The following is a 23,845-nucleotide window of genomic DNA, read 5'->3' as shown; positions in this document are numbered from 1 at the left end:
CATGTGGCGTACATTAAAAAAAGATAAATATTTTATTATTAGCATTTCCTTTCTTCTTCTCTTTGTACTAGCAAGTATGGGGAATTCCGTACTTACTGATGGAAAAATTCGCCAAGTGTCCATTCGATCTGATGAAAATGGCAATGTACAAGCCGCTCCATTCCCTCCATCTTCCACTTTTTTATTAGGAACAGATAGAAAAGGATATGACCTACTACACCGCGTTGTAGCAGGGGCAAAATGGAGCATTGGCATTACCTTCCTCATTGCGTTCATACGAACAATTTTAGGAATAGGCATTGGGATTTGTATGGCTTTTTATGTAAAAAGAAAATTTAAAACATTAGAGGCTACTTTTGATAGTTTTACAGTTATCCCAATGACGTTGATTGCTTACTTTATATTAAACACTGTATTGAAATTTGATAATGGCGCTGTGCCCCCTCCATTTTATCAGCGTGCTTTATTTGAAATAATAGTACTTATCATTTTAGCCCTACCTACCCTATCATTTTATTTTGCAAATGAAACAAAAAAACTTCTTTCCGAAGAGTTTATGCATGCCGCTCAAATACTTGGGGGAAGTAAATGGCATCTTATAAAAAGACATTTGTTCCCTCATTTATTTTCTGTTTTTATGATTGTCTTAACGCAACAATTTATACAAGCTTTAATTCTTTTATCCCATTTAGGAATTTTAGAATTATATTTTGGAGGGACAATCCTTTTCTCTGCTAACGAGGTGGAATCTGACAGCAATGAATGGTCTGGATTAATCGGACTCTACTTCCGTTCTTTCACTGTTCACCCTTGGATTCCAATGGTACCAATAGGATGTTTCATCCTCACTATTATTGCTGCTAATGTAATTTCACGGCGCATCAAAATTGCGATTGAAAATCAAAACATACAAAAGACATCCGAAAAAGAATCTAACAAACAAACAAATCAACATATTACGGCATACTCCGTAAATTCCTTCACCTTTCATAAAGAGAGTTAACTCTCTTTTCAGACTATAAACAAAAAAGATTGACTTTTTTCATACAAAAGAGTCAATCTTTACCTCTGATCACATGGTAACACTATAATTATTTTAATTCATATTCCATTAATACAAACTCCCGACCTCTACTCATAAATACTACACCTTTTTGGAAACCCATTTTCATATACAAATGAATAGCCCGCTCATTAAAAACCGCAACACTTAACCGAATTTTCTCTGGCCTAAACTCTTCCTTCGCAAACCGTAATCCCGCTTGTAAAAAAGATATCCCCAGCCCTTTTCCTGTTAATGCTGGTTTCATGCCAAGTCCGATATCCACAATGCGCTCACCTGTGTATAACTTCGCATCCCTTCCGCCTGGTACCTGTGCGTTATCCCCAAAACAAAAATAACCGATGAATTCATCCTGTTCATCACAAACGCCGTAATACGTACCATCAAGCAATTCTTTTAGCGTCTCATCTTTCCCAGTAAAACTATACAGTTCATACGGGGCCTCATATTGCCACGTATTGATTTCTCTCGCTTCTTCTAATGTAAGGTTATGAATGTTCATCTGTACGTTCTCCTCGCTTTCCTTATACCAATTCGCTCAGACGAAAAGAATTCCTGTTGTGCAAAGTATCTTCCTTGCTATCTTTCTAACTAGTAACTACAATGGTTACAGTAGGTGTTTTTGATTGATTTTGAACATACTACTCACATATCCACATATAGGAGGACTTGTAATGAAACATTTAATCGTTTATGCACATCCGAATCCACAAAGTTTTAATCATGCAATTTTAGAAACACTGCAGGGACAACTACAAGAAAAAGGACACGAAGTGCGCGTTCGCGATCTATATGCGATCAACTTCAATCCTGTACTAGCTGCTGATGATTTCATTTCATTTTCACAAGGAAATACACCAGCTGATATTAAAGCCGAGCAAGAGCATATTACATGGGCAGATGTGATTACCTTCATTTATCCAGTCTGGTGGACAGGTCTTCCTGCCATCTTAAAAGGGTATGTAGATCGTGTATTTAGCCACGGATTTGCTTATGCATACGGTGCAAATGGCATTGAAAAGTTATTAACAGGTAAAAAAGGTTTATTATTATCCACAATGGGTAATTCGAAAGAAAATTATGAGGCAAGCGGTATGTTTGAGGCAATCAAGAAAACAACTGGTGCAGGTATTTTTGAATTTACTGGTATTGAGACAGTAGAGCACGCTTTTTATACAAGCGTTCCATCTGTGGATAATGAGACGAGAAAACGATACCTTGAAGAAGTGAAAGGGCTTGTGGATGGTTTGTTTTAATGAAAATGAAAGAAAACCAGCAAGAACCCTTTTATTGTAAAATTCAGTTGAAATAGAACAAAAAGGACCGCATTTGAAATGCGGTCCAAAACATTCTTCTTTACTGCTCGTACGTTACGCCGATAATTCCTTTAGCGTATCACTTAATTTAAACTGACGAATTTGAAGTGAAGCAATCATTGCTGCTCCTGTTCCTAGTAAAATACTGACAACAGCAAGCAATACAATTTGATTATAAGGGATAATAAAAGTCGTTAATTCTAAGCTTGATAATACAATGTAACTAAAGATCATCCCACCTCCAATTCCTATCGTTCCAGCTATGGCTCCCAGTAATGTCCCCTCTAACCATATAATTTTTCTCATTTGTTTTGGGATTGCACCGACAGCCCGGATCATACTAATTTCAGCGCGTCTTTCATGTAAACTTGCTACGATTGCATTCATCAATCCAATACCTGAAATAACAAAGATAATTCCTACTAGTAAACGAATTAACATCACCATTTGGGATAATAATTGCTCTTGCTCTTTTAAAAGATCGCGACTATTAATAACCTCTACATTATCTCTCCCCGTCGTAATCTCTTTTACTTCTTTTTGAACCTTATCGAAAGGTACTTTTGCATTCGTCTTAATGTGAATTGCTTCGTATCCTTTTGGATGAAATGCATTGCGTACCCATTCTTCGTTTACAAACACATACGAGCCTTTTAAGCGTATATCTCTTTCAATAATAGAGACAATTTTAATTTTCTGTTCTGATTTTCCTTTTACTTGTACTGTAATTGTATCATTTGCCTTTATCCCTAAATTTTTAGCAGTTTCTTTCGTAATAACTCCCTCTCCATCTTTTAAAGGAGTATTTAAGCTTCCTTCAGAAACTACGTCCATTTTCGTAATTTTTAGAAATGCTACAATATCTACTCCAGCAACCTCCATCTGCTTGTAATCAAATTTACGCTCCTTCATAAACTCATACCATTCTTGATTTGCCTTTTTAAAGTTATAATTAAGTAACTTAACTGTATCATCAGAAGCTATTCCTACACTTTCTTCGATACCATTAAGTCCTTTAATTTTTGACAACCAATTAAAAGGTAAAAATTCTGTCCCCTGAGCTTCAACGGGAACACGAATGACTAAATCTGCTGGCAAAATTTTATTCAAACTCTTCTTCATACCTGCATACATAGAATCTACATACATCGTACCAACAAGAGATAACATAAAACCAAATGCAAGTATCGCAACTGAAACAACTGCTTTTTGACGATATCGTATAACATTTCGGCTACTAATCGTTGTCTCAATTCGAAATAGTACAGAAAAAGGTTTCGCAACGATTGGAGTAATGAGACGAATCAATAAAGGAATTGTAAATAATAAACCGATCGCAAATAAAATCGCTCCAATTGCACTTGGATTAAAGTTAATGTATTTTTCAATAGTCGTTCCACCTAAACCAATTATCGTCCCTATTACTAAGATGATGAGACTAACAACACTCCACTTTCTTTCCTTTTTTTGATTATTTGGAAGCCCCGGTCTCAAAGCTTGTACTGGAGGGATTTTTCTTACCATAAGAGCTGGAATGAGTGCTCCTAATACAGACATAATCACTCCTAAGAAGAAAGTTATAATTAAAATTTCTCCTGAAATAGAAAAGACTTCATTTCCCGTACTTTCTGTATTAACCCACTTATTAATCAAAGATGCCGTAAGTTGATGTGTAGAAGCACCTAAAATAACTCCTGCTAAAGATCCGATTCCACCTATAACTAGCGCTTCCAACAATACAACCATAATAACTTTATTTGGATTACTTCCTAACGCTCGCAGAAGCGCCCACTGTTTAAATCTGCTTCGAACTGATAAGAAGAAGCTTCCCATAATTAACAGTGCTACAACGAATAAAGCAATTCCTCCAAGACTAAATAGTAAAGGTTTCATTACATTTAGTCGTTCAAATGCCTTATCCACATATGTACGTTGATCAATTTTTATATCCTTTAATTGCTTATTAAGATCGGCAGCAATTATCCCTTTTTCACTTGGGTGATAAACTTTTAATTGAACAAGATTGAATTTTCCTTTTAGCTGTAATTCTTCTTGTAGCCATTTGATTGGAAAATAAGCACTATGTCCCATCGCTGCCATCATCGGCGGCTTCAAAACCCCAACCACTTTAACTGTTTTTTCACCATGGGGCGGAAATGGCAGTTTCACTTCTTGTCCTACTTTTATATTTTCCCGATCAGCATAGGCTTTCGTCAGTGCAACCTCTGCTCCTTCTTTTGGATAACGCCCTTCTGCCACCTTATTTGCCAACATATCAGGTGAGTCCGGTTCAACGCCCCAATAGGACGGCTTACCAGTAAGTTCTTGATAATTCTGCAAAGGGTATGGAATTAGCACCTTCGATATTTTTTCGGCATTTCCAAGACTTTCAACCTCTTTTAATTGTGCATTCGTTAAATAAATATCATTTTTCATATAACCAAATTGCATATCATAGTCACCATAGCGACTTGTAACTTGCTGCTGAACGGTTTGTTCTACAGATTGATTTCCGAGAAGTAACATTGTTGCCAGCATGACACCAAGGGCCGCTCCAAGGGCAATTAGCATATTTCTTAGCCAATTTTGTTTTATCGATCTCACAGCATATTTAATTACCCAGCGCATCGTCCCTACCTCCAACTTTAAAATGCATATTCATAATTTGTTGAATATGTGCAACTTGTTGGGGAATGCTACGGAATTTCCAACTTTTCTTTTCCGCGTGCTCATGAATTACTTCTCCATCTAATAAAAAAATAACTTTATCTGCATGAGCTGCGACGAACGGATCATGCGTTACAATAACAGCTGTTTGCCCGAGCTCATCACACGCATTTCGAAGGGCTGCAATAATATTTTTACTATTTTCAGAGTCCAATGCCCCTGTAGGTTCATCGGCTAATATAATTGCAGGATCATTGGCAAATGCCCTTGCAATTGCTACACGTTGCTGCTGACCACCAGATAATTGTGACGGCAAATGTTTTTCTTTTCCTTTTAATCCAACAAGCTCTAACAACCGTTTTGCTGTTGCTGTCGCTTCCTTCTGCGGGGCGTTATCTAATAAAAGAGGCAAACCCACATTTTCTTCTGCATTAAACACCGGGATTAAATTAAACTGTTGAAAAATAAATCCTATTTTATGTCTACGAAACAAGGCAAGCTCTTTTTCTTTTAAAGATGATATTTCTGTATTATCTATTCTAATATTTCCGGCTGTCGGAATATCTAATCCACCAAGTAACTGTAGCAGCGTTGTCTTTCCTGATCCACTCGCCCCCATAATACAAACAAAGTCGCCTTTTTGTATTTGAAGATTAATCCCTTTTAAAACCTTTGTTTGACTATCCCCTAGTTCAAATGACTTTTCTACACCTTCAATTTCAATAATATTCATATTATCTACCCCTTTTATCCAATTCCATTTAAAACCATAACAATATTATACAATTTTTATAATTAAGAATATATAGATTATACATTTCGCAAACTTTATATAAGTAACGGTTTCATGTTCTAATCTAAAAAATCACAATGATTTAATCGTTTCTTACATAAATCCTGAAACAAGACAAAACGCAAGTGTTCTATAAATTTACTGATTGTGAAGGCATTATGATTAAAGTTTGCAGTTTTGCATAATCGTCTTGTTCTTGAAAAAATTCCGGTGAATGAAAAGAAGCCAAACACTTTGTTCGGCTTCTCAACATCCATTACAATTCATTTCTTCTTCGGCTATAAGCTACCGTATAGATGGTTGCTCCAATTAATACGGCAACAATAAAAACGAGTAGTAAATTACTATACAAGTACGCTTTCGCATTTTGTATAGTGGAAAGTAACGGATATTCTAGTATATGTTTTGTTAATAACCCGCCAACTAGAGCCATCCCTAATCCTTCTGCTAAGAAGCAGGCGAAGCTGAGAAATCCCATACCCGCACCGACTTCCTTCGTCCCTAAAGCAGCCGCAACACTCGTAGAAATTACTGTTTTAACGAAAGAGAGTCCACCAAACATTACAATTAACATACCTGAAACTAACAATGGTGTTTGATCTGCAAATAATGAAAGGATAAAAAAACTTGCAAGAATGAAAGATGAGCCAAGCCATAGAACAAATGTCGTTCCTCGTTTATCAACTAGACTGCCACCAACAGTGCTAAATAGTATGACACTCATCGTTCCCGGGAATATCACCCACCCAATCATATTTGCAGACAGTTGGTGTACACCTCTCATCATATAAGGAATCATTGATATACAACCCGCCACAGTACCTAGAAGAATGCAACCAGTTAGAACTCCAAATATAAACTTTCGGTTCATCAATAATCTTGGTTCTATAAAAGGCTGTTCAGCCTTGTGTATATGCCAAGTGAAACCTGCAAACAATGCAAAACTAATCGCCAAATACAACCAATTATATTGCGTTGTATATATAGTGAATGTGACAATTCCACAGGACAGTAACGCTATCCCAAAAGTATCTACCCTCTTCTCTTTTGTGGATTCATTCGGAAGTTCTTTTAGAAAAAAAGGGATCGTGAAAAGTGTTATTATCGGGATCAGAAAAAGAACGGGCCATTGTACATAATGGGCAATCATCCCGCCAAGAGCTGGGCCTATTCCTTCCCCCATGGCTACTAACGAGCCGATTATACCAAATGCTTTCCCGCGGTCTTCTGATTTCACGTAGCGTGCAACAATTACCATAATAAGCGCTGGCACTGCCGATGCCCCAACACCTTGAATAAAACGCGCAGCAATTACAGCAAAAAAATGAGAATGTGCCAACACCCCTAAAATTGATCCACCACTATAAGCTAGCAAACCAAAGACAAGTAATTTCTTCACACTATATTTATCACTTAATGTTCCGCATGCGATTGACCCAATCGCAAATGAAATCATAAAACTTGTATTTACCCAGTTAGCCAAAGACGGTGGTATACCAAAGTCTTTCGCGATATCAGGTAAAACTACATTAAATACCATTTCGTTCAATACACTGAAGAAAGCAAGAAAACCAAGCCATAAAAAAGCCTTCTTCATATCAGTAAACAAATAATTCGGCAAATCTTTTTCCATCAGGATGATACCCCCATATTAAAGGGGAACCACGCAGTTTATAGGGTAAATGATACGTTATCCCCTTGAATTTGTACCCTCATCATTTTTGTGCACTTCATATGTACGCCTCCTCATCATATTTGTTCCAAATTATACCATTCATCTATTCAACAAGAAAGAAAGAAAATCTCACACAATTCGACCACATGAATTTTTTTGTAATAAAAAATAGGCAATCATTTACGATTGCCTATCTCTTCTTACATCTTCTCAATCCACTCCGTCAAACTGTGGACAACATGCGTTGGTTGCACGTCATATTCAGTTAGTTTTTCCACAGATGTGACTCCTGTGTGGACAAGTAATGTATCCATGCCCGCATTCATGCCTGCTAAAATGTCCGTGTCGTAGTTATCCCCAACCATTAAAGTCTCTTCTTTCGTTGTTCCGAGCACTTTTAATGCTTGCTCCATAATAATGGATTCTGGTTTACCAATGAAAATCGGATTTACTGTTGTGGATACTGTTACAACGGATGTTAAGGAACCGTTCCCTGGTAATAAGCCGCGTTCTGTCGGAATGGCAATATCACCGTTTGTTGAAATGAATGTCGCTCCGTTTCGAACCGCTAAGCATGCTTTTGTTAGTTTTTCATATGTAACTTCTCGATCTAACCCAACAACGACAAAATCCGGATTACTATCCACAAGTGTGAATCCTTTTTCCACAAGCGCAACGCGTAACCCTTCTTCTCCAATCATATATACAGAAGCATTTTGTTTTCTTTCATATATAAAATTCGCTGTGGCCATGCTTGTTGTAAAGACTTGCTCTGGCGTGGCCGGAATATCAAACTGCATAAGCTTGTCTGCAACTTGCTCTGGTTTACGTGTTGAGTTGTTTGTCACAAATAAATAAGGTAAGTTACGCTCTTGCAGCGCCTTTACAAAATCGCTCGCCTCTTCAATTCGTTCTTCGCCTCGGTACATTGTTCCGTCTAAATCAATTAAATAGCCTTTATACACAGGTGTCACTCCTTCTTGATACATACTCGCTTCTTATCGTATCCTCTTTTCCAAAAGAAAAAAACGCTTTTTCAAAAAGCGTCCCATAAAGTTCATTTTTTTTCCATGATTTGATACGAACAGAAACAGTCTCCCCCGCACATACTCGATAATACTTTTACATCAGCGGTTGGCAATAGCTTATTATACATACTTTTCTCATCATGACAAATTTGCGGAAACTTTTCAGCTACCTCTATTAACGGACAATTTTGCTTTTGTAGGATGAAAGAATGCTCACTCTCTTGTTCTACGCGTACCATATACCCATTTTTTTCTTGCATAATTGCAATTTCTTTTAAGCGCTCTAATGTTGTTTCCTTTCGATTTACACGTTTCGCTAATTGTTCTTCCATACGGTCTGTTCGCGCCCGCAAAAGTACATTAACAAGTTCTTCATCACCAATACGTTGTAAATCTTCTAGCATTTCGACTGCAAACTGCTTATACTGCTTCGGAAACAAGTCCTCGCCTTTTTCACTTAAACAGTAGACATACATTGGTCTTCCGACATGCTGCCGTACCATTTTCATTTCAATGAGCTCATCTTTTTCAAGCTTACTTAAATGACGACGTACGGCCATCTCTGTAACTTGCAACGCTTCTGCTAATAACGCAACAGTTTGTTCTCCTCGTACTTTCAAAAGTTGGATAAGTTCCTCCCTTGTGGAACGTGCCGCTTCCCCCATTGTTTACTCCCCTCTAAAAAGCTCTAATGGACAGCATACATCATGGTCCATTAGAGCTAAAAATAATCTATTCTCCCACAAACGCAGATACAGGACCAAGCTCTTGTTCCAAATAACGGCGAATATTAATAGGATATTGTTTGATCATATCAATATGCTTTTGCACTGTATGATACACTTCTTCATGGTTCATACTTATATAATCCTGCACAATCATTTTACGAAGACGAATGACTTCTTTTAAACGTTCTCCCTCTTCATTTGTAACCACTTTTTCATCCATTAAAATATCAATAATATCTTCATAGCTACCCGGGTCGCGCATAATAAATCCATCAATCATGGCATTACCTACGTCTAAAATACAATCAATCATAAGATGCGCCATACGCTCTAACGCATATTCCTCAAGCGCTCCCTTATATTCTTGATTTGCTTGAAATGCTGCAACAACTTTCTCTAAACACTGTAACATTTGTTCAATTTTTTTACGGTCTACAAAATACATATATGTCACCTACCTGGAAATTAAAGCATTTTCATTCCCAATTGTAACCCTTTATTCAAAAAAAATCGACAATTTTTCGAATTCACCTTTTTCACGTTCTTTGTTATAGTTATATTTGTATGATTTTCGAAATTGGAGGAATGTCACAATGGAACGTGAACTCGCATTAGAAATTGTCCGTGTAACAGAAGCAGCAGCCCTTGCATCAGCACAATGGATGGGCCGCGGGAAGAAAAATGAAGCAGATGACGCTGCAACAACTGCAATGCGTACAATGTTTGACTCTGTTAACATGGCAGGTACTGTTGTGATAGGCGAAGGGGAACTAGATGAAGCACCGATGCTTTACATTGGGGAAAAGCTCGGAACAGGAAACGGTCCAGAAGTAGACATTGCCGTTGACCCGTTAGAAGGAACAAATATCGTAGCGAAAGGTCTTGCAAACGCAATGGCTGTTATCGCTGTCGCTGATAAAGGAAACCTTCTACATGCTCCTGATATGTATATGGAAAAAATCGCGGTTGGCCCAAATGCAGCTGGTAAAATTAGCTTAGATGATCCAATCGAAAAAACAATTGAAATTGTAGCAGAAGCAAACAATAAAAAAATTCGTGACTTAACAATTATTATCCAAGAACGTGAACGTCATCAAGAGATTATTGACCGTGTTCGCGCAAAAGGTGCACGCGTAAAATTATTCGGTGATGGTGATGTTGGTGCATCTATCGCAACAGCTCTTCCAGGCACAGGAATCGACTTATTTATCGGTACTGGTGGTGCCCCAGAAGGCGTTATCTCTGCGGCTGCACTAAAATGCCTTGGCGGAGAGATGCAAGCACGTCTCGTCCCAATGAATAAAGAAGAAGAAGAACGCTGCCTAACAATGGGCTTAGAAAACCCGCGTCAACTGCTAATGCTAGATGATTTAGTATCTGGTGATGATGCCATCTTCTCAGCAACAGGTGTATCTGCTGGCGAGTTATTAGACGGTGTGAAATTCCTTGGCGGCGATTTAGCAGAAACATATTCAATCGTTATGCGCTATAAAACAAGAACAGTGCGCTTTATTAAAACGCACCATCATTTAGATCATAAACCACACTTAAATTTAGATATTTAAAAAGGAGTCATGTTCATGGAAGAACGTTTTTTTCTTTACGATGACACAGTAGAAACAAAAACGCGTTTCGTAAGCTTTATGGGAGAAAACGAGCGCCACGATTTAGCGCTTTTGTACTCCGATCGTCATTATGGCAAAACAATCGTCCTTGATATGCAGCGCAATAAATTTGCAATTATCGGTCGTGACGATTTAGAAGAACCTGGCTACTTAGAACATGCATTTTCGATTTCTGAAGAAAACGCAGAAGAATTACGCTCATTTTTATTTGAACTGATGTAATCCAAATTACCAGCTTATCATAGAGCTGGTAATTTTTTGTATTATTAGTTTTGAATTTTCAGTTTACTGTGGTACACTAATAACAAATCTATTTGGATGGAAAGGATGTTACACTACGTATGCCAACATATACTTTGTAATGGATCAGCAACTGGATAGCATTACTCTCAAAAAAGCACAATGCTTTTTCAAGGGAGTAGTCTGCCCAATTCCCATTACAAAGGAACGTAGCACATCTGCAGTATGATGGTTACGAAGGTTCCTCATAGGGGAACCTTCTTTTATTTTTCTCTTTTTTCTATATTTCATACCGCAAGACATCCAAATAGATGTCTCACGTTCCTTTATCTAAATACGAGGTGAAGGAAAATGCAGAACGTACAACTTTCTTGGAACTTATATAAAACTGAATTAGAAACAACTATCGAAAAACATTGTAAAAATTGTGGTTACACAGTTATTTTTACGGATACACAGATTCGCAGACATAACGCGAACGGTAAAAACATTTACCGCTTTGCGATTTACAAATGCGAAAAAGGACATACGTGGAACAAAAAGTTACGTATTTATAAAACCTATACTAAGCACATCGAAACAGTTAATACCTTTCAAGAAGAACAACAAGAAACAATCAACAACATTTCAATCACGCCCTATCAAGCTGCGGGAACAACTGAACTAACCATTCTATTACAATCCGTGTACGGCATATTTCGCATCGACAAAGCACTTGCCAGCTACATTTCAGAATGGAGCCGTACCATCATTACAGAAAAAATTAAAGAAGGCGCTATTCAACTAAACGGGCAACAAATTAAACCAAATGCCAAACTTGCAGCTGGTGACTTCATTTCTATATACATGTAATTTGAAACCTATCCAAGCAAAAAGGAGCTGGACTTTTAAAGCCAGCTCCTTCTTTTTATTTCTTCACTTTTCTCAATACAAAATAGGAACATCCAAAATTACAGTACTCATATAAATACTCTGATAACGTACTAACTTTTGTATCATACGTCGCGCGCTGATTACTATCATCAAAAAAGCCGCGTAAACGAAGCTGATCATAACCCCAATCGCCCACAATATAATCATATTTATTTAAAATTTCTGCATAACGAGCTTTAAATGCTTCTTCATTAAATCCATTTCGGTTCTCTTCGATTACTTCATAATGGATATTATTCACATAAACTGTAGTGCGAATCTCCTGTTTCTGCTCCATTTTCCAATCCCTTTCCTATTCTTTCTTCTTTTTATCGTATCATAAAGCCACAAAACCAACAATTTCAAATACAAAAAACCTTCTTAGTGGGAAATGCTATAAGGTGAAACTTCCTTTTGGAGCGCTTTTCTCCAAAAGGTTAGTTGAACTAATCGGGCTTACATCAAATAAGGAGAACATCATCATGAAAAAACAACTGCTTTTAACCCTTCTCACTCTTTCCATTTTTACTGGATGTCAAACAAAGAAAGCAGAAATGGAACGTGAAGAAGGAAGCCGTGTACTCGTGTCAGAACATAAAGACCTATACGGGAAGGACGTCCCAAACCGAATGTTAACAAGGGTTGGCTATTCTCACAAACAAAAAGATGAAGTGTCCAATCGCCAAGTTGGTTCCATTAACAAGGAACGATTAGCAGAAATGATTACAGATTTAACCGTGAAACTACCAGATGTAATGAACGCCGCAACACTTGTAACAGATGACGAAGTGTTTATTGTCTACCGAGCAAACACAACAGATCCAGCTTTAGTTGCTGATCAAGTCCAAAAAACAGCACTGTCTATCGTTCCCCGCTATTACAAAGCATATGTATCAACAGAACAAAAATTAATATCACAAATTCAAGGGCTAAAGTCAGGAACATTAAACGATAAAGAATATGCCCAAACAATTGATATGCTCAAACATGAGATGAGCAAAAAAACACATTTAAATAATACGCAAACGGATACAATGCCTAATACGATGAAGTAAAGTACGGCCCGTTAGAACGGGGTGCGTTAAATAACCTGGGAAGATAATCTCAGGTTATTTCCTAAACATTTCACCGTTTTTCATGCATAATATAGAGTATATATATTAGAAAGTGGTGAAAATTATGGTTTCAAATGCAGCAATTGGAAGTATAATCGTCCAAATCGCGATTTCTGTTCTTATTCCGATTATTGCTCTCATTTATTTTCGGAAAAAACATAGAGTTTCTTTCAAAATTGTCGGTGTCGGAGTTGTATTTTTTATTGGATTCTCACAAATTTTAGAGAAAACATTACATGTATTTATATTTGGGAATCCAGCGACAGCTTCCCTGTTAAAAAATTCGTTTATCTATGCCCTATATGGCGGATTAACAGCTGGCATTTTTGAAGAACTTGGACGTTTTATCGCCTTTTACTTCCTGCTCAAAAAGTATCAAGAATATAAAGACGGTCTCGCTTATGGAATTGGTCACGGGGGAATTGAATCATTATTAATTGGAGCAACTGTCAGCGCCCAAACTCTTGTATTTGCTTTCGCTATTAATAACGGCACCTTCGCCAAAATGATTGAAAAGGCACCAGGGCTTAGCGCTATCCAGGACGCATTAGTACATAATTCGCCTTATCTCTATTTATTTGGCGGCGTAGAACGACTCATTGCTTTTATTATGCAAATTGCTCTTACAATGCTTGTCTTATACGGTGTAAAGTATAAAAAGTACATGTTTGTAGGATTAGCGGTATTCCTTCATGCGTTTGTTGACTTTTTCGCAGCACTCTACCAACGCGGACAAATTCATTTGTTCGTAATCGAAGGACTTATGATACTGTTTGGTATCGGTGCTTACATGATCATTCGTAACATAAAAACAAAATTCACATTAGAACATGCAAGCTAAGCCAATCTGGCTTAGCTTTTTTTGTAGTCACTAGCTCCCAATAATTAGAAAAAAGAGGATTTTTCGCTCTATTTGTCGAAGTACGTACAGGTTCGCCTATACACGATTACTACCCGTTAGAAAAGAGAGGATACATTATGAAAAAATTAATTGTTGTGCGCCACTGCGCAGCAACTGGACAAGAACATGATGCTCCCCTTACAGCAATAGGTGAGCAACAAGCAAACGATCTTGCCAATTTTCTTATCACAAAACGGCTGCCAATCGAAAATATTATCTCTAGTCCTTTTATTCGTGCTGTCCAATCCATTACACCTTATGCGTCACATATAGGACTCCCTATCCAAAAGGATGAACGATTAACTGAGCGTATATTAAGCAGCGCTCCAATGAGTAATTGGTTACAAATGCTAGAGCAAACATTTACAGACATAGATATCGCTTTTCCCGGCGGAGAATCTACACGCCAAGCGACAGAGAGAGTTCAATCACTTATCCACAGCATATTACAAGATGATACACAAACAGTAACACTACTCGTTACACACGGTAACTTATTCACACTCATCTTAAGGATTTTTGACGAAAGCATTGAGTTTTCCACATGGAGAAGCTTAAGCAATCCAGACGTATACGAAATTACGATCGAACAAGATGCAGCAATTATCCACAGATTGTGGGGTATGTATTGTGAAACAAATTAGAGTAACTACCGAGAATTTAGAATCAGAACATATTTGCTGTGCTATATTCGACAAGAGAATGGCACGCGGAGTCCAGCAAAAGAAAGCATGGTTGCAAGAGCGGATTGAAGAAGGGCTTGTCTTCAAAAAACTAGATGTAAACGGAAAAGTATTTATCGAATACCTTCCAGCTGAATACGCCTGGGTACCTATTATAGCTCCGGGATATTTGTGTATAAACTGCTTTTGGGTGTCCGGACGCTTTAAAGGACATGGGCACGGCGCGGCATTGTTAGACGAATGTATACAAGATGCAAAAAGTGGCGGTAAACACGGTGTTGTTGTGATTTCAAGCAAGAAGAAACGCCCGTATTTATCTGATGGCGGTTATTTCAAGAAAAAAGGATTCGAAGTTTGTGATACAGCGCCGCCTTACTTTGAATTGCTTGTGTATAAGTTTGATTCCGGGGCACCTATTCCGAAATTTCATACGAACGCAAAAGAAATGCACGTTGAAACACAAGAAGGATTGGTTGTCTATTATACAGATCAGTGCCCGTTTACCGATTATTATGTCCAGCAAGAACTGAATGAAATTGAACAAGAATACAATATTGCCATTCAGCGCAATAAAATTTCAAACCGAGAAGCTGCTCAAACCGCGCCGTGTGCTTTTACAACATATAGCGCTTTTTATAATGGGCAATTTCTTACACATGAAATTATCAACAAAAAGAAATTCGAAAAGTTGTGGAAAACATTCCAAAAGTGAGCCGAAAGGAGCTTGTATTCCGATGTACGAAGAAGTCATCTCGTTGCTACATAAAACGAATGTTTTATATGAGAAATTTGAACACGAACCCATTTTAGATTACGAAACAGATCGGCTCATTCGAAACCGCCTTGGTTTAGATGGCGAACCGAGTAAAAGCCTGTTTATGAAAACAAAATTTGGGGCTTACTATGTCTTTTTTACGTTAGAAGGATCTCGTATTGATATGAAGCAAATGAAAGATATCATCGGTACACGCGTATCACTTTGTTCACCTGATGAACTAAGAGAGCAAACCGGATGCATTCCAGGATGCGTTGCTCCGTTTGGTTATACACAAGATGTAACAATTATTGTGGATTCTTCTGTTTATCAACACGAAAAAATATTAATTTCACCTGGTGTTCCTGAATTTACAATTTCTTTATCCACAGAAGAATTACGAAAAATTTTATCCACATGTGGAAACACCGTATTAGAATATGGATGAAACAAGAGCTGAACATTTCAGCTCTTGTTTCATCCATGTGCACCCGAACCCGACATATTTAATACAACAACCCCGCCAATAATAAGTACTAAACCAACGAGTGTCTGCCATGTAAAAGCATCCTTCCAAATAAGAACACCAATTACTGCCGTTAACGCTGTACCAACTCCGGACCAAATCGCATAAGCGGTGCTAATTTGAAGATGCTGCAATGTTTGTGACAAAAAATAAAAGGCAGATGCAAAGCCAAAAACAACTCCGATACTTGGCCATACTTTCGTAAAACCCTCTGACAACTTTAGCATCGTTGTTCCAAAAACCTCACTTACAATTGCAAAGCCTAATAATATAAATCCTTTCATGAATTCCGTCCTTTCAATATCTAGTAATCTTTCTCGAAAAAAAATCCTCCTTAGATTTACTAAGAAGGATCTCCTCATTATTTTGCTTGTACTGTATTCTCTTTTGCAGATTGTACTTGCTCATCAGCATGGTAAGAAGAACGCACAAGTGGACCAGCCTCACAGTGACTAAAGCCTTTGCTAAGTGCAATTTCTTTTAGCTCTGCAAATTCTGCTGGTGTGTAATATTTAATAACCGGTAAGTGCTTTTTAGACGGCTGTAAATATTGACCAAGCGTTAAAATGTTAACGTTGTTTGCACGCAGGTCATCCATTGCTTCAATAATATCTTCTGTTGTTTCACCAAGTCCAAGCATGATACTTGATTTTGTTGGAATGTCTGGCTGCATTTCTTTTGCACGACGTAAAAATTCTAATGAACGGTCATATTTTGCTCTTGCACGAACTCGGTCAGATAATCGACGCACTGTTTCAATGTTATGGTTTAAAATATCAGGACGTGCATCCATTAACATTTTTAAATTTTCTTCTATCCCGCCCATATCAGATGGTAAAACTTCAATAGATGTAAATGGACTTTTACGACGAACCGCACGCACTGTTTCCGCAAAAACAGCTGCTCCTCCGTCTTTCAAATCATCACGTGCAACCGCTGTTATAACAACATGTTTTAAGTTCATTTGATACACGGAATCCGCTACGCGTTCTGGCTCTTGTAAATCAAGCTCTGTTGGTAGGCCTGTTTTAACAGCACAAAAACGACATGCACGTGTACAAACTGCACCTAAAATCATAAAAGTTGCCGTTTTACGAACAGCCCAGCATTCGTGAATATTCGGACATTTCGCCTCTTCACAAACGGTATGAAGGTTCTTAGAACGCATCATCTTCTTTAACCCTGTATAGTTTTCATTTGTATTTAATTTAATTTTTAACCATTCGGGCTTGCGCTTGTATTCTGTTTGTTTTGTCATGTTCATCAACTCCGCACAATATGAAATAGTTTACCGTGTTCGCCTTTTTCAATGTAACATATCTATTCTATCGCATGAAAGCGATTTGCTCAAATGAAGATTGCAAGAATTCTTTCCAATTATTACTTATAATGAAATATCGTGTATATCTCACACTAAAGGTAGTGATTCGGAAAGGAGCTTACTACCGTGCATCGAAAACTTTTCCTTTTGCTTGTTATTTTTTTTCTTCTTCAAGCGAATATCGTATACGGGGAAGAAAACAAGCAAGATATATATAAGAAGCGAATAACATTATATAAAGAAATGGAGACCGTCTCTCTTATTCCATGGTACTACTTCGCTGCCATTGATCAGTACGAGCGAAATATTCGTTCTGTACGCCGCGATATTCCGAAAAAACCAGATGCTACGATTTCAATTTATTTCAAACCAGAAGCATGGTCCGGTCCAGCAAATTCAGACCTCCATGATACAAGACCGTACACAATTTCCTTATTTGGAGGCATAGGGTTAGACGGAAATAACGATGGATTGGCAGACCAGAATAATGAAAAAGATGTTCTCTATACAATGGCTACCATATTAGGAAAACGCGGGTCAGATCGCGAACAACTAAAAATTATGCTGTGGGAATATTATCATCGGGCTAAAACAGTAGAGTTAATATTAGGGTATGCTCGTATGTATAAACATTACAATCGAATTGATTTAGAAGGAAATGCCTTTCCCTTGCCCATTCACAGCAGTCATAGCTACCGCAGCACATTTGGTGCGAAACGAAGCTTTGGCGGACGGCGGATGCATGAGGGAACAGACATTTTTGCTGGGCACGGTGTACCTGTTCGTTCTACTTGCTATGGCATTATTGAAACGAAAGGATGGAATCGTCTTGGCGGCTGGCGCATCGGTATTCGTGACTTACACAACAACTACCATTACTACGCACATTTAGGCGGATTTTCAAAAGAAATACAGCTTGGACAAATCATTGAACCCGGAACCGTCATTGGATTTGTCGGCAGCACTGGCTATGGCCCCCCTGGGACAGCTGGTAAATTTCCACCTCACTTGCACTTTGGGTTATATAAAGATAATGGCTATACAGAGTGGGCATTTGATCCATACATGCATTTAAGCTTATGGGAACGAAAAGAACGAATGAACTCCAAGAAATAATGATTTTAAAAAAGCGGCTCATTTCAGTTAGCCGCTTTTTTCTCGCTCTTTTCTGGAACAACAACTCCTCCGTTTCCATAATAATCAGGCACCTCACCTTGAACAATGCGCGTGGCAATTGGAATATCTTGCTTCACAGTTACTTCTTTTGTATGGAACGGAATAATCACTTGCAGTGCCACTTCAATTTCCATCACAATTTTTATCGCCGTATTATTAATCCCTTGCTGCTGGAAATCTTGTTTAATATTTGTCGTTACATGACCAATTGTTGTAAACGTAACCGGAATATCTGGTCCTATATTACCGAGCAATGCGTTATCCGTAATTCTTCCGAGCGGAACAGATAGTGCCGTCCCGTCATCTTCTGATAATCCTAACGCTTTCGTATTTCCTTTTTCAACCTGGTGTAAATATTCCTCTATGTACGTTGTTGTTGACGTTAAAATTTCATTAACTGCTTCTGTATTTAAATCCATTGTCGAAACTTTTCCGTTCTTATCCGTTTGCACTTTCATTAATGAATCAACGTTGATGCCTTTTGCAACCCTATCTTTCACTGCCTTCGTCATCACAACTGTCGCCGTCCGCTTCGTTTGCATTTCTGCATATTTCATTAAAGTCGGCTGAATGCTTTTATTCACAATCCACAATCCTTGTAAGGTAAGCAAAATAAAAATAGCGAATGAAATCAGCAATACGTAACGAAATGGCAATGGTCCTTTCCGAAATCGAGAAGTTCGGGGGCGAAACGCACGCATAACAAAATCCCTCCTTCTTACACATGTATATGCAAAAAAGAGGGACGATATATTAAATCATTTTTAACAATGCTTCTTTTCCAATTGTACCAGCTGTAATTCCTAATCTCTCTGCTTCAACCGTAACCGATTCAAGGGGGGCTTCTAACAACTGCTCAATTGTTCTCACCCCAACGGCGCGCCCGGCAAGAATGCCACGATCACTTAACTTTTCATTTAATAACCCCACATCCAGAGCGCCGCACATAATATATCCTTTATCGCTCTTAACAGCTAACAGATTTGTTTTCGGAAGCTGTACACTCACTGCTATAAACGTATGTTCATTTATTACAATAGGTTCTATATTAACCATAGCTCACACTCCTCTCTCTTTATCTGTATGAAAAGAGAAAAACGAATGTGAATACAAACGCAGTAGTCTATAATTTTACAGATGATACAGATGTCAGTAATGTATTTGTCAAAACATCACGGAGTAGTTCTGGCATATAGTATTCTTTTTCCGATACAACTGCAAGCTCTGGATACAAATAGCCAAATGTAAACATATCGATTGTCCCTACTGTGTAAATTCGTTCTAGGTCTAAGGATTCTCCGTTAATTATAATATCTTTGAGTAATCGTTTATTCCCCGGAATCGTATCTGGAATCACCTCAACGCCCGCATATATCATTTTCCCCATAACTTTTCCGCGAAATCCTAGACCTTTTACTTCAAGCTGTTCCATATTGGGACGACGCGCTTTCAAAATGACATCTCGTAATGTTTTTCCTGTTATCTGCAAACGGCACGGGTTAATTGGATGTGGACAAATGCGATGAATATCTCCTCTTGTCACGACACCTTCTTGCAGTCCTTCAAGTAAAACGCCTGCATTTACCATACTGATTTCAGCATCGCACCATTCTCTGAGCGATTCAGCAAGCATATGAGCAAATTTCGTTTTCTGAAACCAATCCATTTCTAACGGTTCATTTAAAGTAACAACAGGCTCCGCCATAATCAGCTTACTCTCTTGCTCAAGCTCTTCTAATAAAATTTGTGAGTCCCTGTATGCACCTAATCGCCTCGTACTAATTGTCCGCCCATCTTTTTTCGTCACTTTCTTTGTCTCTACATCCACGTCTATTTGCACATGTCCGACGTAATGCCCCCACTTCTCTCCGCAGCAAAGAAGCGTTCCATTTACCAATACGCCGCGTTCAAATAAATGGTGAGTATGCGCACCTAAAATCACATCTATGTCATAATGCTCTGCCATATATTCATCTGCATTCTTCCCTAAATGAGACAAAACAACAATCACATCTGCCTGCGAACGCACCTCTTCTAAAATCGCTTCTAAATGCAAATACGGATCTTCAACATGCCAATCTAGCTTCGCATAAAAATCAGGATATGCAACTGTTAAACCGATAAATAGGACCGTAATTCCGTTATCAAGCGTTTGCAGTACATATGGTTTTGCCCACTTCGGACGCGTTTGATCACTTTCAAATAAATTAGCAACAAGCACTTCAAAATTCGCATCGTCATAAAGATGATCCAGTTGCTCTTTAGCAAGTGTAATCCCTTCATTATTCCCAATCGTTACATAATCGTACAATGCTTCATTTAAAAGCTGCACATTTCCTTTTCCACTCGTTGCCTCAGAAATCATATGAAAACGATCAACATGATCGCCAATATCTAAAGTAAAGACCGCTTCACCAGCCGCAAGACGACGCTTTTTCTCTTCTAACACAAAACGAGAAATTTGCGGCCAATTTTCAAAATGACTATGTATATCATTCGTATGATAAAGATGAATCGTTACTTCTTGCAGAGAAAAAACCTCCTCTCAATTTCATACTTCTTGTTTACGCTATATATAAGCTTAAATCCTGTAAATACTTTTCGTCTTTTCTTGCTATTTTACATTGTACTCTCATTGGGTGAAAAAGCAAAAGATTCTCCTTAAAAATTTTCTGAAAAAACATTGCATTTTTAATACAAAATATATATATTGTATATAAAGTATATATACAATATAAAGACTAAGAGGGATTTGCATGCAAATAATTATTTCAAACAGTTCTAAGGAGCCAATTTACGAACAAATTACCAATCAAATAAAATCACTAATTTTGAGTAGTGATTTAAAAGAGGGATCGCCACTCCCATCAATGCGCCAGCTCGCCAAGGATTTACAAGTCAGTATTATCACAACAAAGCGCGCGTATGAGGAGTTAGAAAAAGCAGGCTTTATTTATTCAATTGTAGGTAGGGGCTCTTTTGTTGCTGAACAAAATTTAGATGTAGTACGTGAGAAAAAATTAAAAGTTATTGAAGAACAGTTATTGTCTGTCATTACTAATAGTAAGGAAATCGGGCTACCCTTAACGGAACTGCGAGAATTATTAACTATTTTATATGAGGAGTAAAATGTATGGAGAATATAGTAGAGCTACACAATGTTAGTAAAACATTTCAAGGTTTTTCGATAGAGCAATTAAATTTACAAATCAAAAAAGGATTTGTAACAGGCTTCATTGGCGCAAATGGTGCAGGTAAATCGACAATCATTAAAATGATGATGAACTTATTAAAGCCAGATGCAGGTGAGATTAAAATTTTCGGCTTAGACTACGCATCGCACGAAAAGGAAATTAAAGAGCGCATCGGTTTTGTTTTTGATAGTAACGTATTTTATGAGGGCTTAAATCTAAAGGATATTAAGCGAATGGTCGCACCCGCTTACAAAAACTGGGATGAAATGATATTTAAGCAGTATGTAGAGCAGTTTGAACTGCCGATGAATAAAGCGATTAAAACCTTCTCAAAAGGTATGCAGATGAAAGCTTCATTAGCACTTGCGCTATCACATCATGCCGAGTTGATTATTATGGATGAGCCAACAGCAGGCTTAGACCCAATATTTAGACGTGAGTTACTCAATTTACTACATGAATTAATGCTTGATGGCAATCGCACAATTTTCTTCTCTACACATATTACGACAGATTTAGATCGCATCGCTGATTTTATTGCCTTTTTAAAAGAGGGAAAATTAATGTTTAATCAGTCGATTCATGAGGTGGAAGAAAACTATGCCTTAGTAAAAGGTCGTACAGATTTATTAGACCGCGATACAGAAAAAGCCTTTATGCATGTTCATCGTGCACCGACTGGCTTTGAGGCATTAACGAATAATGTAGCTGAGGTTGAACAAATTTTTGGTAATGAGGTTATAATTGAACACGCCTCATTAGAAGATATTATGTATTACTCGAAAGGAGTAGGGCATCATGCTTAATTTAATCAAACGCGATTTAATTTTACAGAAGAAACAATTGCTCTTTTATTTAGGCTTTATTATCTTTTTTATTGTGATGAACAAGCATCCTATTTTAATATTTACGATTGCAAGTATTTTGATTCCAGTTAATACGCATGCCTACGATGCAAAGGCAGAAACAAATATTTTATTAAATTCTTTACCATATACACGTAAGGAAATTGTCGCTTCACGTTATATTGGAGCAATTGTTTACATGTTGCTAGCAATTACTGTAACAAGCGCAATGCTTATCATCTTTCAAAAGTCATTTACTGTAGAGCATATTATAATGAGCAATGCATTATTTTTACTATTTGCCGCCTTTACATTTCCACTATTTTATCAATTTAAACAAGATCATCTATTTTTGATTATTATGGGCTTATTTTTAGTATTAACTTTCTTTGGTCCAGGTGCGGTACAATTTCTTGCAACAGAGTTTAATACAGTTACCGATGCTATTTTCAGCTTATCTATACCTGCATTGTGTAGCATAGCTACAGTTATAATCGCATGTGCTTATATGATTTCATGGGGAGTATCATTAATCATTTATCAACGTAAAGCATTTTAATTCAAAATTTTCCATATTATAAAACAAAAATTTAACACACTATCCTTGTTAAAGGAGAAAAATCCGGTGAGATTTCATCCGATTTGTATGTATGCCCGAAAGTAAACAACTGGAAATTAGCTTGTAAGCTTTTTATTAAAATCGTATTCTTTATCGAATTACTGCAATCACTAACTTTTACTGGTATTTTTGATGTGGACGATATTATTCTGAATACTAGCGGCGCATTAATCGGCTACAGCATTTTCATCGGCATGAAAAAATTATGGATTCGCTATAAGCGTACTAATAAAGTCACCTCATTTTGATGATGAGGTGGCTTTTTTGTGTCGAACGTGGTCGAGGAATCTTTTTTCCATGTCGAAGCGCCGATATATTTCTGGTCATGAAAAAAGCGCCCTGTAAACAGGGCGCTTCCACTTCTAATTAATGACTAGTATTAGCAGTTGGGTATAATGTTGTTCCTCCAATTGAAACTTTTATTTCATTTGTTAATGGAACATTTTGTTCATTAATAATTGTTCTCCACCATTCCCATGCAAGACCTGTACATTCTTTTGCTAGAACTTTTACATTTTTCGCATTCGGTGGTAGTGGGATTACTGTATTGAAATGAGCAGTTCTGTCTCTACCGTTTCCATCCCAAGTTTTATGAGTTAATACTTCTTTTCCATTTTGATCATATGAGAATTCATCCCAAGATACATCAAATTGAGCAACATAT

General features: G+C 37.5%; 30 protein-coding genes. 15 read left to right on the top strand and 15 right to left on the bottom strand.

Annotation, left to right across the window (positions count from 1 at the left end):
- The first annotated feature begins 1 nt into the window (after position 1).
- Entirely contained in the window at positions 2–1,003 is a 1,002-nt protein-coding gene (locus tag BM211_RS15875) for an ABC transporter permease (RefSeq protein WP_090998522.1), read from the top strand.
- A gap of 88 nt (positions 1,004–1,091) precedes the next feature.
- Here BM211_RS15875 and BM211_RS15870 read toward each other — a convergent pair whose 3' ends face one another.
- Positions 1,092–1,565, bottom strand: coding sequence for a GNAT family N-acetyltransferase (locus BM211_RS15870; protein WP_090998520.1), 474 nt, complete (start codon positions 1,563–1,565; stop codon positions 1,092–1,094).
- Positions 1,566–1,737: 172 nt separating this feature from the next.
- Here BM211_RS15870 and BM211_RS15865 point away from each other — a divergent pair, with 172 nt between their 5' ends.
- Positions 1,738–2,319 (top strand): NAD(P)H-dependent oxidoreductase, encoded by a 582-nt coding sequence (locus BM211_RS15865; RefSeq protein ID WP_090998518.1) that lies wholly within the window; start codon positions 1,738–1,740, stop codon positions 2,317–2,319.
- Positions 2,320–2,433: 114 nt separating this feature from the next.
- On the opposite strand, the gene BM211_RS15860 is transcribed toward BM211_RS15865, so the two are convergent.
- From BM211_RS15860 to BM211_RS15835, 7 genes are all read right to left on the bottom strand, one after another.
- Positions 2,434–5,007: an FtsX-like permease family protein gene (locus BM211_RS15860; RefSeq protein ID WP_090998516.1), complete on the bottom strand. Its 2,574-nt coding sequence runs from the start codon at positions 5,005–5,007 to the stop codon at positions 2,434–2,436.
- Positions 4,991–5,779: an ABC transporter ATP-binding protein gene (locus BM211_RS15855; protein ID WP_090998514.1), complete on the bottom strand. Its 789-nt coding sequence runs from the start codon at positions 5,777–5,779 to the stop codon at positions 4,991–4,993. Before BM211_RS15855 ends, BM211_RS15860 begins: the two co-directional genes overlap by 17 nt.
- A 316-nt stretch (positions 5,780–6,095) precedes the next feature.
- Positions 6,096–7,436, bottom strand: a complete 1,341-nt coding sequence (locus BM211_RS15850; RefSeq protein WP_371261887.1) for an MFS transporter — start codon at positions 7,434–7,436, stop codon at positions 6,096–6,098.
- Between the two features lie 74 nt (positions 7,437–7,510).
- Complete coding sequence (locus tag BM211_RS27575; RefSeq protein ID WP_141771655.1) at positions 7,511–7,573, bottom strand: tetracycline resistance efflux system leader peptide; 63 nt, start codon at positions 7,571–7,573, stop codon at positions 7,511–7,513.
- A 141-nt stretch (positions 7,574–7,714) separates the two neighbouring features.
- The gene (locus tag BM211_RS15845) at positions 7,715–8,479 is read right to left on the bottom strand and encodes a TIGR01457 family HAD-type hydrolase (protein WP_035433244.1); all 765 of its coding nucleotides are present in this window, start codon (positions 8,477–8,479) and stop codon (positions 7,715–7,717) included.
- Between the two features lie 92 nt (positions 8,480–8,571).
- A complete protein-coding gene (locus BM211_RS15840; protein ID WP_035433064.1) occupies positions 8,572–9,207 on the bottom strand; it encodes a helix-turn-helix transcriptional regulator in 636 nt (211 codons plus the stop codon).
- A gap of 67 nt (positions 9,208–9,274) precedes the next feature.
- Positions 9,275–9,715, bottom strand: coding sequence for a type VII toxin-antitoxin system HepT family RNase toxin (locus BM211_RS15835; protein WP_035433066.1), 441 nt, complete (start codon positions 9,713–9,715; stop codon positions 9,275–9,277).
- A 148-nt stretch (positions 9,716–9,863) separates the two neighbouring features.
- On the opposite strand from BM211_RS15835, the gene glpX reads away from it, so the two are divergent.
- From glpX to BM211_RS15815, 3 genes are all read left to right on the top strand, one after another.
- Positions 9,864–10,835: a class II fructose-bisphosphatase gene (glpX, locus tag BM211_RS15830; RefSeq protein ID WP_035433069.1), complete on the top strand. Its 972-nt coding sequence runs from the start codon at positions 9,864–9,866 to the stop codon at positions 10,833–10,835.
- Positions 10,836–10,850: 15 nt separating this feature from the next.
- Positions 10,851–11,117, top strand: coding sequence for a DUF3055 domain-containing protein (locus tag BM211_RS15825; protein WP_020063086.1), 267 nt, complete (start codon positions 10,851–10,853; stop codon positions 11,115–11,117).
- A 369-nt stretch (positions 11,118–11,486) separates the two neighbouring features.
- On the top strand, positions 11,487–11,987 hold the full coding sequence (locus tag BM211_RS15815) for an Hsp15 family protein (RefSeq protein ID WP_090998512.1): 501 nt from the start codon (positions 11,487–11,489) through the stop codon (positions 11,985–11,987).
- Between the two features lie 55 nt (positions 11,988–12,042).
- On the opposite strand, the gene BM211_RS15810 is transcribed toward BM211_RS15815, so the two are convergent.
- On the bottom strand, positions 12,043–12,345 hold the full coding sequence (locus tag BM211_RS15810) for a YutD family protein (protein WP_090998510.1): 303 nt from the start codon (positions 12,343–12,345) through the stop codon (positions 12,043–12,045).
- 184 nt (positions 12,346–12,529) lie between these two features.
- Here BM211_RS15810 and BM211_RS15805 point away from each other — a divergent pair, with 184 nt between their 5' ends.
- The 5 genes from BM211_RS15805 (at position 12,530) to BM211_RS15785 (ending at position 15,948) form a co-directional block, all read left to right on the top strand.
- Positions 12,530–13,102, top strand: coding sequence for a YhcN/YlaJ family sporulation lipoprotein (locus BM211_RS15805; protein WP_090998508.1), 573 nt, complete (start codon positions 12,530–12,532; stop codon positions 13,100–13,102).
- 124 nt (positions 13,103–13,226) lie between these two features.
- The gene (locus BM211_RS15800) at positions 13,227–14,003 is read left to right on the top strand and encodes a YhfC family intramembrane metalloprotease (RefSeq protein ID WP_090998506.1); all 777 of its coding nucleotides are present in this window, start codon (positions 13,227–13,229) and stop codon (positions 14,001–14,003) included.
- A 137-nt stretch (positions 14,004–14,140) separates the two neighbouring features.
- Positions 14,141–14,707, top strand: a complete 567-nt coding sequence (locus BM211_RS15795; RefSeq protein ID WP_090998503.1) for a histidine phosphatase family protein — start codon at positions 14,141–14,143, stop codon at positions 14,705–14,707.
- Positions 14,708–14,765: 58 nt separating this feature from the next.
- On the top strand, positions 14,766–15,458 hold the full coding sequence (locus BM211_RS15790) for an N-acetyltransferase (RefSeq protein WP_081904868.1): 693 nt from the start codon (positions 14,766–14,768) through the stop codon (positions 15,456–15,458).
- 22 nt (positions 15,459–15,480) lie between these two features.
- A complete protein-coding gene (locus BM211_RS15785) occupies positions 15,481–15,948 on the top strand; it encodes a YbaK/EbsC family protein (RefSeq protein ID WP_090998501.1) in 468 nt (155 codons plus the stop codon).
- 29 nt (positions 15,949–15,977) lie between these two features.
- Here the strand turns inward: BM211_RS15785 and BM211_RS15780 are convergent, their stop codons facing one another.
- Complete coding sequence (locus BM211_RS15780; RefSeq protein WP_035433083.1) at positions 15,978–16,310, bottom strand: DMT family transporter; 333 nt, start codon at positions 16,308–16,310, stop codon at positions 15,978–15,980.
- 77 nt (positions 16,311–16,387) lie between these two features.
- Positions 16,388–17,284, bottom strand: a complete 897-nt coding sequence (gene lipA / locus BM211_RS15775; RefSeq protein WP_090998499.1) for a lipoyl synthase — start codon at positions 17,282–17,284, stop codon at positions 16,388–16,390.
- 189 nt (positions 17,285–17,473) lie between these two features.
- Here lipA and BM211_RS15770 point away from each other — a divergent pair, with 189 nt between their 5' ends.
- On the top strand, positions 17,474–18,463 hold the full coding sequence (locus BM211_RS15770) for a M23 family metallopeptidase (protein WP_090998497.1): 990 nt from the start codon (positions 17,474–17,476) through the stop codon (positions 18,461–18,463).
- Between the two features lie 23 nt (positions 18,464–18,486).
- Here the strand turns inward: BM211_RS15770 and yunB are convergent, their stop codons facing one another.
- The 3 genes from yunB to BM211_RS15755 form a co-directional block, all read right to left on the bottom strand.
- Entirely contained in the window at positions 18,487–19,224 is a 738-nt protein-coding gene (gene yunB / locus BM211_RS15765; protein WP_035433089.1) for a sporulation protein YunB, read from the bottom strand.
- A gap of 52 nt (positions 19,225–19,276) precedes the next feature.
- Positions 19,277–19,579 (bottom strand): YunC family protein, encoded by a 303-nt coding sequence (locus BM211_RS15760; RefSeq protein ID WP_035433091.1) that lies wholly within the window; start codon positions 19,577–19,579, stop codon positions 19,277–19,279.
- Between the two features lie 67 nt (positions 19,580–19,646).
- A complete protein-coding gene (locus BM211_RS15755) occupies positions 19,647–21,038 on the bottom strand; it encodes a bifunctional metallophosphatase/5'-nucleotidase (RefSeq protein ID WP_090998495.1) in 1,392 nt (463 codons plus the stop codon).
- Positions 21,039–21,279: 241 nt separating this feature from the next.
- Here BM211_RS15755 and BM211_RS15750 point away from each other — a divergent pair, with 241 nt between their 5' ends.
- The 4 genes from BM211_RS15750 (at position 21,280) to BM211_RS15735 (ending at position 23,429) form a co-directional block, all read left to right on the top strand.
- Positions 21,280–21,651: a GntR family transcriptional regulator gene (locus BM211_RS15750; RefSeq protein ID WP_035433092.1), complete on the top strand. Its 372-nt coding sequence runs from the start codon at positions 21,280–21,282 to the stop codon at positions 21,649–21,651.
- Between the two features lie 5 nt (positions 21,652–21,656).
- On the top strand, positions 21,657–22,523 hold the full coding sequence (locus BM211_RS15745) for an ABC transporter ATP-binding protein (RefSeq protein ID WP_035433093.1): 867 nt from the start codon (positions 21,657–21,659) through the stop codon (positions 22,521–22,523).
- Positions 22,516–23,121, top strand: a complete 606-nt coding sequence (locus tag BM211_RS15740; RefSeq protein WP_035433095.1) for an ABC-2 transporter permease — start codon at positions 22,516–22,518, stop codon at positions 23,119–23,121. The genes BM211_RS15745 and BM211_RS15740 overlap by 8 nt, the downstream gene beginning before the upstream one ends.
- A gap of 83 nt (positions 23,122–23,204) precedes the next feature.
- Positions 23,205–23,429: a VanZ family protein gene (locus BM211_RS15735; protein ID WP_231559709.1), complete on the top strand. Its 225-nt coding sequence runs from the start codon at positions 23,205–23,207 to the stop codon at positions 23,427–23,429.
- 118 nt (positions 23,430–23,547) lie between these two features.
- On the opposite strand, the gene BM211_RS15730 is transcribed toward BM211_RS15735, so the two are convergent.
- The coding region (locus tag BM211_RS15730; RefSeq protein ID WP_305728499.1) for a thiol-activated cytolysin C-terminal domain-containing protein at positions 23,548–23,845 on the bottom strand (298 nt) is incomplete at its 5' end.

It is taken from the genome of Bacillus sp. 491mf, assembly GCF_900112415.1.
Classification (GTDB): Bacteria; Bacillota; Bacilli; order Bacillales; family Bacillaceae_G; genus Bacillus_A.
Note: the sequence above shows the minus strand (reverse complement) of the source record. Positions and strands in the feature narration are given on the sequence as shown.